This is a genomic window from Castellaniella caeni NBRC 101664 (assembly GCF_001592225.1).
In the GTDB taxonomy this organism is placed as follows: Bacteria; Pseudomonadota; Gammaproteobacteria; order Burkholderiales; family Burkholderiaceae_B; genus Castellaniella; species Castellaniella caeni.
In genome coordinates, this window is record NZ_BCWN01000012.1 from 53,823 (window position 1) to 68,298 (window position 14,476).

Annotated in this window: 13 protein-coding genes; 9 read left to right on the plus strand and 4 right to left on the minus strand. The window is 67.9% G+C overall.

What is annotated here, in order from left to right; translation table 11 throughout:
- Genes CCA01S_RS09100 through CCA01S_RS09115 form a run of 4 tightly spaced genes read left to right on the plus strand, consistent with a single transcriptional unit; the run spans position 1 to position 3,912 of the window.
- Entirely contained in the window at positions 1-801 is an 801-nt protein-coding gene (locus CCA01S_RS09100) for an ABC transporter permease (protein ID WP_066457235.1), read from the plus strand.
- Positions 798-1,871 (plus strand): ABC transporter ATP-binding protein, encoded by a 1,074-nt coding sequence (locus tag CCA01S_RS09105; protein ID WP_066457237.1) that lies wholly within the window; start codon positions 798-800, stop codon positions 1,869-1,871. Before CCA01S_RS09100 ends, CCA01S_RS09105 begins: the two co-directional genes overlap by 4 nt.
- 31 nt (positions 1,872-1,902) lie before the next feature.
- On the plus strand, positions 1,903-3,309 hold the full coding sequence (locus tag CCA01S_RS09110) for a purine-cytosine permease family protein (RefSeq protein WP_066457244.1): 1,407 nt from the start codon (positions 1,903-1,905) through the stop codon (positions 3,307-3,309).
- Between the two features lie 27 nt (positions 3,310-3,336).
- Positions 3,337-3,912, plus strand: a complete 576-nt coding sequence (locus tag CCA01S_RS09115) for a cysteine hydrolase family protein (RefSeq protein WP_066457246.1) — start codon at positions 3,337-3,339, stop codon at positions 3,910-3,912.
- Between the two features lie 23 nt (positions 3,913-3,935).
- Here the strand turns inward: CCA01S_RS09115 and kch are convergent, their stop codons facing one another.
- Positions 3,936-5,177 carry a voltage-gated potassium channel protein gene (gene kch / locus CCA01S_RS09120; protein ID WP_066457248.1) on the minus strand — a complete coding sequence of 414 codons (1,242 nt, stop codon included), beginning with the start codon at positions 5,175-5,177 and terminating at the stop codon, positions 3,936-3,938.
- A gap of 80 nt (positions 5,178-5,257) precedes the next feature.
- Between kch and CCA01S_RS09125 the strand changes: the two genes are divergently transcribed.
- On the plus strand, positions 5,258-6,169 hold the full coding sequence (locus CCA01S_RS09125) for a cation diffusion facilitator family transporter (protein ID WP_232305020.1): 912 nt from the start codon (positions 5,258-5,260) through the stop codon (positions 6,167-6,169).
- 99 nt (positions 6,170-6,268) lie between these two features.
- Here CCA01S_RS09125 and cadR read toward each other — a convergent pair whose 3' ends face one another.
- Positions 6,269-6,700 (minus strand): Cd(II)/Pb(II)-responsive transcriptional regulator, encoded by a 432-nt coding sequence (cadR, locus tag CCA01S_RS09130; RefSeq protein WP_066457251.1) that lies wholly within the window; start codon positions 6,698-6,700, stop codon positions 6,269-6,271.
- Between the two features lie 147 nt (positions 6,701-6,847).
- Between cadR and CCA01S_RS09135 the strand changes: the two genes are divergently transcribed.
- Positions 6,848-9,313, plus strand: a complete 2,466-nt coding sequence (locus tag CCA01S_RS09135; RefSeq protein WP_157076525.1) for a heavy metal translocating P-type ATPase — start codon at positions 6,848-6,850, stop codon at positions 9,311-9,313.
- A gap of 60 nt (positions 9,314-9,373) precedes the next feature.
- Here CCA01S_RS09135 and CCA01S_RS09140 read toward each other — a convergent pair whose 3' ends face one another.
- Positions 9,374-10,261, minus strand: a complete 888-nt coding sequence (locus CCA01S_RS09140; protein ID WP_066457257.1) for a LysR family transcriptional regulator — start codon at positions 10,259-10,261, stop codon at positions 9,374-9,376.
- A gap of 138 nt (positions 10,262-10,399) precedes the next feature.
- On the opposite strand from CCA01S_RS09140, the gene CCA01S_RS09145 reads away from it, so the two are divergent.
- The gene (locus tag CCA01S_RS09145; protein WP_066457261.1) at positions 10,400-11,074 is read left to right on the plus strand and encodes a DsbA family protein; all 675 of its coding nucleotides are present in this window, start codon (positions 10,400-10,402) and stop codon (positions 11,072-11,074) included.
- A 66-nt stretch (positions 11,075-11,140) separates the two neighbouring features.
- On the opposite strand, the gene CCA01S_RS09150 is transcribed toward CCA01S_RS09145, so the two are convergent.
- Positions 11,141-11,644, minus strand: a complete 504-nt coding sequence (locus CCA01S_RS09150; RefSeq protein ID WP_066457264.1) for an META domain-containing protein — start codon at positions 11,642-11,644, stop codon at positions 11,141-11,143.
- Positions 11,645-11,780: 136 nt separating this feature from the next.
- Between CCA01S_RS09150 and efeU the strand changes: the two genes are divergently transcribed.
- Positions 11,781-13,262, plus strand: coding sequence for an iron uptake transporter permease EfeU (gene efeU, locus CCA01S_RS09155; RefSeq protein WP_084386639.1), 1,482 nt, complete (start codon positions 11,781-11,783; stop codon positions 13,260-13,262).
- Positions 13,249-14,475 carry an iron uptake system protein EfeO gene (gene efeO / locus CCA01S_RS09160; RefSeq protein ID WP_084386640.1) on the plus strand — a complete coding sequence of 409 codons (1,227 nt, stop codon included), beginning with the start codon at positions 13,249-13,251 and terminating at the stop codon, positions 14,473-14,475. The genes efeU and efeO overlap by 14 nt, the downstream gene beginning before the upstream one ends.
- The last annotated feature ends 1 nt before the right edge of the window (position 14,476 follow it).

The window sequence follows — 14,476 nt, forward strand, 5'->3', positions numbered from 1 at the left end:
ATGTTGCTCGACTTCAACCGCCTGGGGGCGCTGCGCTACGTACTGGTCGCCTTCGCCATCCTCGTCCTGCTGTTTCTGATCCTGCCCATCCTGTTCATCGCGGCGCTCTCGTTTGGCTCGTCCCAGTGGCTGATCTTTCCTCCGCCCTCCTGGACGTTCAAGTGGTATGGCGAACTTTTCGCCGATGCGCGCTGGTTCTTTTCCGCGCTCACCAGCCTGAAGATCGCCGTCATCGTCACGATCCTGTCCGTCGTGCTGGGGTTTCTCACCGCCCTGGGCCTGAGCCGCGGTGATTTCGCGGGCAAGCGCGCGCTGCGCGCCCTGTTCCTCACGCCGATGATCCTGCCGGTGATCGTGCTGGCCGTTGCGCTCTACGCCCTGTTTCTCAAGCTGGGGCTGGCGGGCACCACGGTGGGGTTCGTCATCGCCCACCTGCTGATCGCGCTGCCCTTCTCCATCCTGTCCATCGGCGGCGCGCTGGACGGCTTCGACCGCTCGATCGAAGACGCGGCGATCCTGTGCGGCGCCAGCCCCTGGGAAGCCAGGCTGCGCATCACCGTCCCGGCCATCAGCCACGGGCTGTTCGCCGCGGCCATCTTCTCGTTTCTCGCCTCCTGGGACGAGGTGGTGCTGGCCATCTTCATGTCCAGCCCCACCCTGCAGACCCTGCCCGTCAAGATCTGGACCACGCTCAGACAGGATCTCACCCCCGTCGTTGCCGCCGTCTCGACCCTCCTCATGGTCTTCACCCTCGTCCTGATGATCCTTCCGTTCGTGTTCCGCAAAGGGAGCAAACAATGACCCAGCCATTCCTCAGCATCCGCAACCTGCGCAAAGACTTCGGCTCGTTCACGGCCATCCACGACGTCACGCTGGACATCGCCCAGGGCGAGTTCATGACTTTCCTGGGGCCGTCGGGCTCCGGCAAATCCACTACGCTCTACATCCTGGCTGGATTCCAGGAACCCACCGAGGGCGACATCCTGCTCAACGGCAAGAGCCTGCTGTCCACGCCGCCGCACCAGCGCAACATCGGCATGGTGTTTCAGCGCTACACCCTGTTTCCGCACCTGAGCGTCGCCGAAAACGTGGCCTTCCCGCTGCGCGTGCGGCGCTGCGCAAAGTCCGAGATCGACGACCGAGTGCAGGCGGCCCTCAAGCTGGTGCACCTGGAAGACCTCGCGCAGCGTATGCCGTCGCTCATGTCAGGGGGCCAGCAACAACGGGTCGCCATCGCCCGGGCGCTGGTGTACAACCCGCCCGTCCTGCTGATGGATGAGCCTCTCTCGGCGCTCGACAAGAAACTGCGCGAGGAAATCCAGCTCGAAATCCGCCGCATTCACCAGGAAACGGGCGTCACCATCCTGTACGTAACCCACGACCAGGAAGAAGCACTGCGGCTGTCCGACCGCATCTCGGTCTTCAGCCAGGGGCGCATCGAACAGACCGGCACCGGGCAGTCACTCTATGCCCAGCCCGCCACCCGCTTCGTTGCGGGCTTCATCGGCGACAGCAATTTTCTCGAGGCCCGCGTGCTGTCGCAGCACGGCCAGACGGCCCGGCTGTCGGTGTGCGGCGACATCGTGCTCGACGACATCCCGGTGCAGGGCAAGGCGGGGGCCGGTCAGGCTACCTTGCTGCTGCGGCCCGAGCGCCTGTCCCTGCAGCAGACGCCGGGCGAGCGCTGCCTGCCGGTCACGGTGCGCGACATGACCTTCCTGGGCAACACCGTCGAAGTGAGCACGCAAACCGACCAGGGAGAAGACCTGTCGGTGCGCCTGCCCTTTGGGGCCCCCATCATCACCCACCTGACCCAGGGCGAACGCGTCTGGGCCAGTTTCGAGACGCACGCCGTCCACGCCTTTCTCTAAACCGCCCTACAAAACAAGCAGCGGAGACACCATGACCCACTCGCCCGCCAAGCAGCCCGACCAGCCCAGCTATGGCACCTCGCTCACCAAGACCGAACCCTACTCGACGGAAAGAATCCCCGAGTGTGAACGCCACGGCCACCCGCGCCAGCAGTTCACCCTCTGGTTCGCCGCCAACATGGTGCTCGCCGTCATGGTGTCGGGATTCTTCTCGTCGCAATTCGGTCTGTCCGTCGTGCAGGGGCTGACCGCCGTCGCGGCGGGCACGCTGCTGAGCGCGGTCATCATGGGCACCCTGGCGGGCATCGGCACCAAGCTGGGCGTACCTCAGCAGGTGCAGGGCCGCGGCCCCATGGGATACATCGCCAACTTCGTGCCCATCGCCTTGCTGACGGTGGTGTCGGCCATTGGCTGGACGGCGGTCAACACGGTCTTTGCCGTCATCGCACTGCGCCTGCTCATCGACGTCCCGTTCTGGACGGCGGCCCTGGGCCTGTTCAGCATCCAGGCCGTGTTCGCCATCTGGGGGCACAACATCGTGCACCTGATCAACAAGATCGCCACGGTCGTGCTCGCCCTGCTGTTTGCCGTCATCACCGTGCTGTCGCTGCAGAAGGTGGATTTCTCCCTGGCCGCCAACCCGGACGCGCCGCTGTACTCGGGGGCCTTCGGCAGCTGGATCACGTTTGCCGGTTTCTTTTTCGCCTACGTCATGACCTGGACGCCATTCGCGTCCGACTTCTCGCGCTACCTGCCTGCCAAAAGCTCCCATACCCAGGTTGCCTTCTATACTGCCAGCGGCACCTTCGTGGCCATGATGTGGCTGGGCGGCATCGGCGTGCTGGTGTCCAATTTCGCCGGCGACCTGGACGCCATCCCCGCCCTGGCCCATCTGACGGGCGCCTGGGCGCCGCTGGCCATGCTGACGATCGTGCTGTCCACCTTGCCGGTGAGCGCAATGAACCTGTACGGCGGCTCGCTGTCGCTGCTGACCATCTGCGTGCCCGTCTCGCGCGTCACCGGGGTCATCCTCATCGCCGCCGCCAGCCTGGGCGTGACCATGCTGATGCAGACCGACCCCTACGGCAGCTTCTACGAATTCCTGAACATCCTGGCCTACCTGGTCGTGCCCTTCAGCACCGTGCTGCTGCTGGACTACTATCTGCGCATGCGCCCGCTGGGCGCGCGCGCCACCGAAGAGCTGTTCGACCAGGGCCGGACGGTCGAATGGGGTTTCGTGGCCTGGGTACTGGCCTGCCTGTTTTCCTCTTTGTTCTGGACGTCCAGCCTGTGGCGCGGCCCGTTTGCACACACCTTCGCCGCCTACGGCGACGTCTCCTACGTCGCGGGCATCCTGGCCGCCTCGGCGCTCTATCTGCTGCTGCGCGCGTCGCCCTCGCTCACCGCGCTGCGGACGGGCAGCCGCCATCTCACCTAAGCGTCGAACCACACCAGAGAATCAAGCATGCAACAGAAGCTCGTCATCATCGACATGCAGGAAATCTTCCGTGCGCCCGACAGCGAATGGGCAGTCGGCGGCTACCCGGACGCCGCCCGCCGCATCCAGCAGCTCGCGTCGGCCTTTCAGGGCCACGTCGTCTGGACGCAGTTCATCCGCGATCCCGACGAAGCGGGCAGCTGGCACGACTACTACCAGCGCTGGGCGGGCTGCCGCCTGGCGCCGGACGCCGCGCCCTGGCGGATCACGCTGAATCGCCAGGCCAGCGACCCCGTGCTTGCCCTGCCCACCTTTTCCAAGTGGGGCACCGAGCTAGCCCAGCTGACGCGAGACTGCGACGCACTGGTGGTGTGCGGCGTCGCCACCGACTGCTGCGTGCTGTCCACCGTGCTGGGCGCCGCCGACGCGGGCAAGTCCGTCACCGTCGTCAGCGACGCCTGCGCCGGGATCACCCCCGAGGCGCATCAGCAGGCGCTGTCGCTGATGGCGCTGCTCGCGCCCATGGTGACGCTGCGCACGACGGCGGAGGTACTGTCAGCCGCCCAGCCATCCGCCACGTCGGCGGGCCGCCGCAGCGCCTGAAGCCCCGCTTTGCGTCCGCCGTTTCAGGCCGCGGGCACCGGGTCGCCGGGGGCCGCGGCCGCATCGGGCGCTTTCTCGCCGAACAGCAGCCGCGTGATCAAGGCCTCGTCCACCGGCTCGCCGCTGAGCGTGCGGGCCAGAATCTCGCTGCCGAGCGCTTGCAGCGAAATGACGATGTCGGGACTGACCCGGCGGATCTTGGCAAGGTGCGTGGGCACGTTCACCAGCGCCACCAGCCGCGTGTCGGGGCCGCCCGCCTCGCGCCCAGCCATGACGATGAAGGCATTTTCGGCATCGTCCTGGTGCAGCGCCAGGATGTAGCGCGCCTGTGCCGCGCCCGCCTGCTCCAGGACGCCGGTTTCGGAGGCATCGCCCTCCAGCAGGTCGGCCTCGGGCGGATAGGGGTGCCCCGCGAGGGACGGCACGATCACCGTGACCTCGTGGCCACGCTTTTTCAGGGCCTCGTACAGGCTTTGCGCCAGGGCGTCGGCCCCAGCCAGGATGATGTGGTTCTTGCGCATGATTCGCGTGGTTCTCCCGTGAACGAGCCGCCGCAGATTGCCGCCGATGAGCGGCCCCACCACGGCGCTGATGGACGTGGCGAACACCGTGATGCCCAGAATGATGATGGACACCGTGAACAGGCGGGCGGCATCGGTGTGCGGCGCGATGTCGCCGTAGCCCACGGTGGACATCGAGACGATGGAAAAATACAGGGCCGTGATGGGGTCGTGGATGGGCGGCGCGAATTCGTCGCCCAGGTAGAGCACGCCGAAGACGGCATACACCAGCAGGCTGAGTACGCTGAGCACGGCAAACAGGCTGCCCGCCGTGAGACTGGCGCGGTCGAAGCTGCGCCAGTAGATGAGCAGCAGAATGGCCAGCACCACGGTGTAGATGAACAGCCCCAGATGCCCCTGCCCGTGTACCAGCGAATAGGCGCCCACCGCCGCCAGCAGCAACAGGCTCATCACCCAGGCGATGCGCGCGCGATAAAGCAGGCCGATGGCCATGACCTGCACGCCCAGGCCCAGCATCAGGTGCAGGATCTGCACCATGCCGCCCGAATCGAGAAACGACCGGACGCTGGCGCTGTCGCCGACCCGCACCACCCTCAGCAGGCCCTGACTGCCGATGAGGTGCAGCAGCGGCTGCAAGAACACGTAGCCGTCCACGGCCACCAGCACGGCCAGCAACCAGTGCCAGGGGAAAAGTCCCATCAGGCGGGCGAACCGTGCGAACAGAAGACTCAGGCGAAGACGCATACCGACCGCAATCCTGCAAGGCTGACCGGGCCTTGAGTGTACTGCACGATTTTCGCCGGGCCGCCCGTATACTGGCACCCATGTCGCATCCCGATCCCCACCCGGCCGCCCCGATGGCGCCCGCGGAAACCCCCGAGCGCCAGGCCGCCGCCCGGCGCAGCACCTGGGTCAGCGTCTGGGTCAACCTGCTGCTCACGGGCCTCCAGCTCGTCATCGGCCTGTTCGCGCACTCCCAGGCGCTGGTGGCCGACGCCATCCACTCGCTCTCCGATCTGGTGTCGGACGGCATCGTGCTGTTTGCCAACAAGCACAGCGCCAAGGCCCCGGACGCCGACCACCCGTACGGCCACCTGCGCTTCGAAACCGCGGCCACGCTGGGCATCGGCGTGCTGCTGGGGGTGGTGGGCGCGGGCATGCTGTGGCGCAGCTCCGAACGCCTGCAGGCGCCCGAACTCATCCCCACCGTCCATACAGCGGCGCTCTATGTCGCCTTGCTGGCCCTGCTGTCGAAAGAATGGCTGTTTCGCTACCTGCTGCGCGTCGCGCGCCGCGTGCGATCGACCCTGCTGGTGGCCAACGCCTGGCACGCCCGCTCGGATGCCGCCTCATCGCTGGTGGTCGCGCTGGGCATCGGCGCCAACCTGGCGGGGCTGCCGCTGGCCGACCCCCTGGCGGCCCTGGTGGTGGGCCTGATGATCATCCGCATGGGCTGGAAGTTTTCCTGGCAGGCCTTCAACGACCTGGTCGACCGGGCCGCCGACACCGAGACCGAGCAGGCCATCCGCGAACGGATACTCGGCACCCCCGGCGTGCGCGGCATCCACGACCTGCGCACACGCAAGATGGGCGACATGGTCTGGGTCGAGGTGGACATCGAAATGGACGGGACGCTGACCATCGTGCAGGGCCACGCCATCGCCGTGGCCGCCCGCGAGCGCGTCATGGCCGACCTGCCCGTACTCGACGTGATGACGCACTTCGACCCGGTATAACGGCGGCCCACCCTGCCGCTGCCTCCGGCCCGCAGCACGTCCGACCTGCGCATCGGCCGAACCCAGACCGCTTCCGGCCTGCGCACCATCCGATTGGTCTCAGCCCACGTGCGTGTGGTGCGCGGGCCCTGCGGATGTCTGCATGCGCGTCAGGCCCTGGACGATGCCGCAGGCATCCACCGCCTGTTCGACCTGGCACTGCTTGCGCAGCCGCACCAGCTGGCCACGCAAATCCTGTAGCTCGCGCAGGCGAATCTGCACGTGCGCGATGTGCTCGTCGAGCAGGTGGTTGATGGTGCCGCAATCGCGCGCGGGGTGGTCGATCATGCCCAGCAGGGCGCGGATTTCGTCGTGCGCCATATCGAGGCTGCGGCAGTTGCGAATGAACCGCAGACGCTCGAGGTGCTGCGGGCCGTATTGCCGATAATTGCCGTCGGTGCGCTCGGGCGCGGGCAACAGCCCGGCGCGCTCGTAGAAGCGGACGGTTTCTGTGGAACAGCGGGCCGCGCGGGCCAGTTCGCCAATTTTCATGGGGATGCTCGAAACAAACGGGCGCCCGCGCCACGCGCGATGCTGCGCGTGATACCGACCTGGCGTGAGGCGGGCACCCACACGCTTGACCTTGAAGCAGCTACAAGGTGTCTACTGCCATCATAGATCGTTCGACGGAAGACGGCCATGTCAGATATCGCCCGGATGGCAGCCACCAGCGGCACGCGCCCTGTGCCCGCGCAGGCCCACACCCACCCGCCCGTGCAGCACGCGCACGGACACGAACACGCCTGCGACGGCCACGCGCATGTTCACAAAGATCACCCGCATGCCCACGACGGGCACGATGCGACGCCACACACGTCGGCCCAAACGGCGGCGTCCGGCACGCCCCGCGTCGGCAGTTGCTGCGCCAGCGGCCACGCGGACATGGCCGCATCCATGGCGGCCCTGGCGGCAGCGGCCCCCGAAGGCGACTACGTGCGCACGCAGCTGCGCATCCTGCAGATGGACTGCCCCACCGAAGAAGCCCTCATCCGCCAGTCGCTGGGCAAGCTCGCACCGGTGCGGCGGCTGGAATTCAACCTCATGCAGCGCGTGCTGACGGTGGTGCACGCCCCCGGCGCGCTGGACACCATCCTGCAAGCCATCCGCGAACTGGGCTTCACGCCCGAGCAGGCGGCAGGCGGCGCGACGGCCGCCGTCGAGCCCGCGAAGCCCTGGTGGCCGCTGGCCGCCGCGGGCATCGCGGCCCTGGGCGCCGAAGCGGCCCACTGGTTCAACGCGCCCGCCGCCCTGGCCGCCGCGCTGTCCATCCTGGCGGTACTGGGCTGCGGGCTGGGCACGTACCGCAAGGGCTGGACGGCCATTCGCCACGGCCAGCTCAACATCAACGCGCTCATGAGCATCGCCGTTACCGGCGCGCTGCTGCTGGGCCAATGGGCCGAGGCGGCCATGGTCATGGTGCTCTACGAACTGGCCGAACGCATCGAGGCGCGCTCGCTGGATCGTGCGCGCAACGCCGTGCAAGGCCTGTTGAAACTCACCCCCGAACAGGCCACCGTGCGCCAGGCCGACGGCCGCTGGGTGGACGTCGCGGCCAACGCCATCGCGCTGGGCGCGCGGGTGCGCGTGCGCCCCGGCGAACGCATTGCCCTGGACGGACGGGTGGAATCGGGCCGCTCCAGCATCGACCAGTCGCCCATCACCGGCGAAAGCCTGCCGGTCGACAAGACCCCGGGCGACCCGGTCTACGCGGGCACCATCAACGGCACCGGCACGCTGGAATACGAAGTCACCAGCACGGCGGGTGACTCCACCCTGGCGCGCATCATTCGCGCCATCGAATCGGCACAATCCGCGCGCGCGCCCACCCAGCGCTTCGTCGATCGCTTCGCCCGCGTCTACACCCCCATCGTCGTGCTGCTGGCCCTTGCCGTCGCCGTGATCCCGCCGCTGGCGGGGCTGGGCGGCTGGCACGAATGGGTCTACAAGGCGCTGGTGCTGCTGGTGATCGCCTGCCCCTGCGCCTTGGTGATCTCCACCCCGGTCTCCATCGTCAGCGGGCTGGCGGCGGCGGCGCGCAACGGCGTGCTCGTCAAAGGCGGGGCGCACCTCGAACAAGGGCGCCTGCTGCGCTGGATCGCCCTGGACAAGACAGGCACCGTCACCCACGGACGCCCCGCACTCACCGACCAGCAGGTACTGGGCGCGCACGAAGCCGCGTACTGCAATGCGCTGGCGGCCAGCCTCGCCAGCCATTCAGACCACCCGGTGTCGCAGGCCATCGCCCGCGGGCTGGGCGCTGCGGGCCACGCTGACGGCCACGACGACGCATCCGGGGCTCAGGCCACACAAACGACAGCCGAGGGCGACGGCCCCTCCGGGACGGTGCGGCCACCCGTGCGCGATTTTCAGGCGCTGCCCGGGCGCGGCACACAAGGACGCATCGACGACGCGGCCTACCGCCTGGGCAACCATCGGCTCATCCACGAAAGCGGCCTGTGTTCCGCCGCGCTCGAAACCCGGCTCGAACGACTGGAAAAATCCGGCAAGACCGTCGTGCTGCTGGCCAACGACCACCAGGTGCTCGCCCTGTACGCCGTGGCCGACACCGTCAAACCCGAAAGCCGGGCGGCCATCCACGCGCTGCACGCCCAGGGGGTGCAGACCGCCATGCTGTCGGGCGACAACCCGCACACCGCCAGCGCCATCGCCGCGCAGGTGGGCATCGACCGGGCCGAGGGCAACCTGCTGCCCGAAGACAAGCTGCAGATCGTCGGCCAGCTGGCCGACGCGGGCCAGGGCGGCGTGGGCATGGTGGGCGACGGCATCAACGACGCGCCGGCGCTGGCGCGCGCCGACATCGGCTTTGCCATGGGCGCCATGGGCACGGACGCCGCCATCGAAACCGCCGACGTCGCCCTGATGGACGACGACCTGCGCAAGATCCCGTGGTTCATCGGCCTGTCGCGCGCCACGCACCGCATCCTGGTGCAGAACGTCGCGCTGGCGCTGCTCATCAAGGCCGTCTTCCTGGTGCTCACCGTCGTCGGCCTGGGGACGATGTGGATGGCGGTCTTCGCCGACGTGGGGGCCAGCCTGCTGGTGGTGGGCAACGGCCTGCGCCTGCTGCGGCACCGGGCCGCCTGATGGGCCGGACCGGCCAGCGCAACGGGCCGCCCGCGGCGCCGGATCACGCCGGTGCAGGGCCTACTGCGAGCGCTTGAACGCCTCGACCAGAAAGTCGAGGAAACGGCGCATCAGCGCCGACTGGTATTCGCGGCTGGTATACACCGCATGAATGCCCAGGGGCTGGGGCGTGACGTCGGGCAGCAGCAGTTCGAGTTCGCCGCGTGCGACGTGGCCCGCCGCCGAATGCCAGGGCTGCAGACAGATGCCCGCGCCCGCCAGCGTGGCGCTCAGCAGGGTCAGGCTGTCGTTGGCGGTGAGATTGCCCCCCACGGGCACATCCACCACCCGGTCGGCCTGCATGAAGCGCCACAGGCTGCGGCCCAAATAGGTATACGTCAGGCAATTGTGTTCGGTCAGGTCGCTGAGCTGCTGGGGTCGGCCATGCCGCGCCAGATAGGCGGGCGCGGCACACAGCACCGAGCGGCAGGCGCCCAGGGGCCGCGCGATCAGGGCGGGATCCAGTGTATTGGTGACCCGCACCGCCAGGTCGATGCCTTCGGCCACCAGATCGACGGTCTTTTCGGCCACGTGCAGCTCGACCGCCGACTGCGGATGCCGCGCCAGAAACCGGCTGACCATCCCCGCCAGCACGGCATGGGCCAGCGATTGGGGACAGGCCACGCGCAGCACCCCCTGCATGCCACAGTCTTCGTCGGCGGACTGCCAGGGCAGCTGTTCGGCCAGATCGAGCAGTTCGAGGCTGCGGGCCAGCACCTGCTGCCCCGTGCTGGTGAGCCCCAGATGCCGCGTATTGCGGTGCAGCAGGCGCGCCCCCACCCAGCTTTCCATTTCGGCCAGATACCGGGTCACCATGGCGCGGGACATGTCCAGCGACTGCGCTGCCGCCGTCAGGCTGCCTCGCTGGGCGATCGTGACAAAGACACGGGCTGCTGTCAGACGATCCATACGATGACCGATTCATGCAACGAAGATGCTCACATTATGCCGTTTATCAATCGGGAAAATAGTTACAAAATGGCGTCGGCCCCACATGACAAGGGTTAATCCTCAGATAGCCCCCTATTGATCGATTTTTTGACCAGAATGACGAACGACGACAGCCCCCCGCCCGACAGAGACGATGGCACTGTCCTGCACTATATTTTCGACCCGCTGTGTGGCTGGTGCTACGCCGTGGCGCCGCTCATCGAGGCGGCGCGCAAGATACGCGACATCCACATCGAACTGCATCCGGGCGGCATGCTCAGCGGCCCCATGCGTCGGCGCATCACGGCCGACTGGCGCGAGCACGTCATTCCCATGGATCGCCGCATCGCGTCGCTCTCGGGCCAGCACTTCGGCGAGGCCTATTTCGACGGCCTGCTGCGCAACGACACGATCTGGCTGGACTCCGCCCCGCCCACCGCGGCCATCCTGGCCGCCGAGGCGCTGGCGGGACAAGGCCTGCAGATGCTGCACCGCATCCAGCGCGGCCACTACATCGAGGGGCAAGCGGTGGCCGAGCCCGATGTCCTGCTCGGCTTTGCCCGCGATCTCGACCTGGACGGCCCCACGTTCGAGGCCCACTTCGAATCGTGGGCGGGCAAGCGCAGCGAGGTGCACGTGGCCGCCACCCGGCAACTGATGAACCAGTTCGGCATTTCGGGCTTTCCCGCCGTGCTCATGCATCGGGGCGGCACTTGGGGCACGCTGCCCATTCAACGCTACCTGGGGCGGCCCGCGCTCTGGCGCGAAGTGCTGGAAATGACCAAGGCCTGAGCCAGCGTTGTACCCGGCCCGGGCGGGCGCCCGGCATCACCGGGCACCGCGCCGACGTGCAACCGCCTATCGGGGGATGGGTTCGCCGATCCACTGCAGCACGTCGCCATCCACCGTCGTCAGCACCAGCACCGGATTGGGCGCACTACCCTGCACCCGGGCGGACACCTTGTCTTTCAGGCGGGCGGACACGGCCTGATCCAGCCGCATCAGCGGCGCCGGGCAGGCCTTCATGGTCGAGGCCAAGCCCCGCAACTGCAGGCTGCCAGGCGCCACCGCATACGCGCCGAACAGGGCATTGCAGCCGCCCCGCACATGCAGGCTCTGGGCATCGAAGCGCACCCGCAGACGGCGTTCGAGGCCGGGCGCCAGGTCGGCGATGGCCTGCCCGTCCGCAGTCTGGGCCGCGGCCAGCTGCCACTCGTAGGCGACCAGCGTATCGGTGTTCAAGGCGGGCGAAGCCGCGGACGGCAGCGCGGCGGGCGCCTGCGGCGACACGCCCGCGGACGGCACCTGGGCACAAGCGCCCAGCAGCAGGGCAATGGATGAGAGAGCCAGGATTTTGGTCATGAAACGTCCCTGAGGTGAAATCAGCCGACATGATACCGGCAGCGCTTGTTTCAGCGCTGCGTAAGAGATTCGCCAGTAGCATACAGAACGCTAATCGTTTTCATTCGTTCTTCTGTATGAAGTACGTTTCAACATCATGCTGGCTACGCTGATCATCGGTCTGAGAGAAGGGCTGGAAGCCGCGCTCATCGTCGGCATCATTGCCGCCTTCCTGCGCAAAAACGGCACGCGCCTGACGGCCATGTGGATCGGCGTGGCCCTGGCCGTGGCGCTGTCCGTCGCCGTCGGCCTGGGGCTGAGCTGGATCGAGCGCGACCTGCCGCAGGCGCAGCAAGAAGGCATGGAATCGCTGATCGGCGCCATCGCAGTGTGCTTCGTGACTGGCATGATCCTGTGGATGAACACCCACGCGCGCGACATGAAGCGCCAGCTGGAAACCGAAGCCACGGCCGCGCTGGGCGCCACGGGCCGCTATGCGCTGGCCGGCATGGCCTTTCTGGCCGTGTTGAAAGAAGGCTTCGAGACCAGCGTCTTCCTGTTGGCCACCTTCTCGGCGGCGCAATCGGCCGCCTGGGCTGCCGCGGGCGCCGTGCTCGGGCTGCTGCTGGCCGTCCTCATCGGCTGGGGCATTTACGCGGGCGGGGTACGTATCAATCTGTCCCGGTTCTTTCGGGCCACCGGGGGGTTTCTAGTGCTGGTGGCAGCGGGTCTGGTCGTCACCGCCCTGCGCACCGCGCACGAAGCGGGCTGGCTGAACGTCGGCCAGCCCGCTTTGCTGGATCTGTCCTGGTTGGTCGCCCCCGGCACCCTGCGCTCGGCGCTGCTCACCGGCGTGCTGGGCATCCCCGCCGACCCTCGACTGATCGAAGTCATCGGCTGGCTGGCCTACCTGATCCCCATCTCGCTGCTGATCTTCTGGCCCGCCGCACGCCGTCCGGGGCCCGCCGCCGCGCAAACCGAGGCAACCCACGCAGGCCTGACGACCCGCAGCTGGCACCTGCACACCGACGAACGGCTGACAGGCGCCCAGGACATGCTGACGCTGGATGCGGTAGCGGCGCTGAACCGCGGGCGCATCCCGATCGGCTTGAGCCCCGCAGAGCACCCCGGCCCCTTCCACGCCGACTGGCGCATCCGCCGCACGCTCGACGTGCACAGCGCGGCCGACCACCTGACGGCGCTTGCGGCACACGGCACGATCCTGGTCACACTCTCGGGCAGCGGACTGCTGACGCCACGCACGCTCACCGTCCGACAAACGGCCAGCCCCGGCCTGCAAGCCCTGGGCCCGCTTGCCTGGCGCACGCCGCAGACCTACACGGAACAGATCGGGCCAGCGCTGCGGCGCCGCGCGGCCGCCCACGCGGAATGGGCGTTCTGGGCGCGCCAGCTGCCCATCGCCCTGCTGCTGGGCGCGTTGCTGCTGGTCGGGCAGGCCACACGCCGCCACCGCCGTTCCCGACGCCGTCTGCCCGCCCAGGGCAGCACGGCGCACGGCAGCGCCACGCAAAGCGACACGCTCCAAGACAGCACGACCCAAAATCGCACGACCCAAAACAGCCGCCCGCCACAAGATGGCCCCGCCCTTTCTCAAGGAACCTTCCATGCACCCCTCTGACGCCTCGCCACGCCACCTTCTCCTGTCCAGCCTGACGGCCCTCGCCCTTGCGAGCGCCGGGGCTGCGGCAGGGGCCGCCACGCTCGCCACGCCCGCGCCTGGCGGCGTTTCGCACATTGCCATCACCCTGACGGGCGGCAACCAGGGACAGACCTGCGCGCTGGATCACGACAGCGCACCGGCCGGCCCCATCACCTTCACCGTCACCAACAAGACGGCCACCGGCATCACCGAAGTGGAGTTGCTGAGCGAAAACCGCATCCTGGGCGAAAAAGAAAACCTGGCGCCAGGCCTGCCGCCCGCGTCCTTCACGCTCACGCTGGGCGGCGGCGCCTACCAGATCTATTGCCCCGGCGCCCAACCCGAAACCCTGGCCTTCACGGTGACGGGCAAGGCGGCGGCGCAAGCCAGCGGCGGCACCGCCGCCCTGCTGGCTGAAGGCACGCGCGGGTACGCCCATTACGTGGACGGCGTGGTCGATGCCATGACCGCCGCCGTGGGGCGGTTGAAGGCCAACATCGACGCGGGCAAGCTCACGCAGGCCCGCGCCGATTACGCGCTCGCGCGCCCCTTCTACGAGCGCATCGAATCCGACGTGGACGGCTTCGTGCTGCCGGGCTTCAAGGCCACCGACAACGCGGGTAACCTGGATTACCTGATCGACATGCGCGCCTTGAACCTCGACCCCAAAGTCGGCTGGCACGGCTTTCACGCGATCGAGCGCGACCTGTTCCAGCGCGGCAAGATCACTGCTGAAACCCAGCAGCTGGCCGCGGAACTGCAAACAAACGTGGGACGGCTGGACGCGCTCGTCAAGACGCTCGACTACCAGCCCGAAGACCTGGCCAACGGCGCGGCCGACCTGCTCGAAGAAGTGCAGACCACCAAGATCACGGGCGAGGAAGAAGCCTACAGCCACATCGATCTGGTGGACTTCGCGGGCAACGTGGAAGGCGCCCAGCAAGCCTTCGCCTTTCTGGAGCCTGGGCTCAAGCAGATCGATCCGGCGCTCACGCAGCGGGTCAACGACCAGTTCACCCAGGTCAACGCCCTGCTGGACGGCTACCGCGACCCGCATGAAGCAGGCGGCTTCCGGCGCTACACGGCCGAGGTCAAGGCAGCCGACGCAGCCAAGCTGAGCCGCGCCATCCAAGCCTTGCAGGAACCCCTGTCGAAGATCGCGGAAAAAGTCGCCACGGCAGGCAGGAGCTGAA

Excerpts from the sequence above, each read along its gene's own strand:
- CCA01S_RS09115 (WP_066457246.1), top strand. The coding sequence starts at position 3,337 with ATGCAACAGAAGCTCGTCATCATCGACATGCAGGAAATCTTCCGTGCG.
- CCA01S_RS09100 (WP_066457235.1), top strand. The coding sequence starts at position 1 with ATGTTGCTCGACTTCAACCGCCTGGGGGCGCTGCGCTACGTACTGGTC.
- efeU (WP_084386639.1), top strand. The coding sequence starts at position 11,781 with ATGCTGGCTACGCTGATCATCGGTCTGAGAGAAGGGCTGGAAGCCGCG.
- CCA01S_RS09145 (WP_066457261.1), top strand. The coding sequence starts at position 10,400 with ATGACGAACGACGACAGCCCCCCGCCCGACAGAGACGATGGCACTGTC.
- efeO (WP_084386640.1), top strand. The coding sequence starts at position 13,249 with ATGCACCCCTCTGACGCCTCGCCACGCCACCTTCTCCTGTCCAGCCTG.
- CCA01S_RS09135 (WP_157076525.1), top strand. The coding sequence starts at position 6,848 with ATGTCAGATATCGCCCGGATGGCAGCCACCAGCGGCACGCGCCCTGTG.
- kch (WP_066457248.1), bottom strand. The coding sequence starts at position 5,177 with ATGCGTCTTCGCCTGAGTCTTCTGTTCGCACGGTTCGCCCGCCTGATG.
- CCA01S_RS09140 (WP_066457257.1), bottom strand. The coding sequence starts at position 10,261 with ATGGATCGTCTGACAGCAGCCCGTGTCTTTGTCACGATCGCCCAGCGA.
- cadR (WP_066457251.1), bottom strand. The coding sequence starts at position 6,700 with ATGAAAATTGGCGAACTGGCCCGCGCGGCCCGCTGTTCCACAGAAACC.
- CCA01S_RS09105 (WP_066457237.1), top strand. The coding sequence starts at position 798 with ATGACCCAGCCATTCCTCAGCATCCGCAACCTGCGCAAAGACTTCGGC.
- CCA01S_RS09110 (WP_066457244.1), top strand. The coding sequence starts at position 1,903 with ATGACCCACTCGCCCGCCAAGCAGCCCGACCAGCCCAGCTATGGCACC.
- CCA01S_RS09150 (WP_066457264.1), bottom strand. The coding sequence starts at position 11,644 with ATGACCAAAATCCTGGCTCTCTCATCCATTGCCCTGCTGCTGGGCGCT.
- CCA01S_RS09125 (WP_232305020.1), top strand. The coding sequence starts at position 5,258 with ATGTCGCATCCCGATCCCCACCCGGCCGCCCCGATGGCGCCCGCGGAA.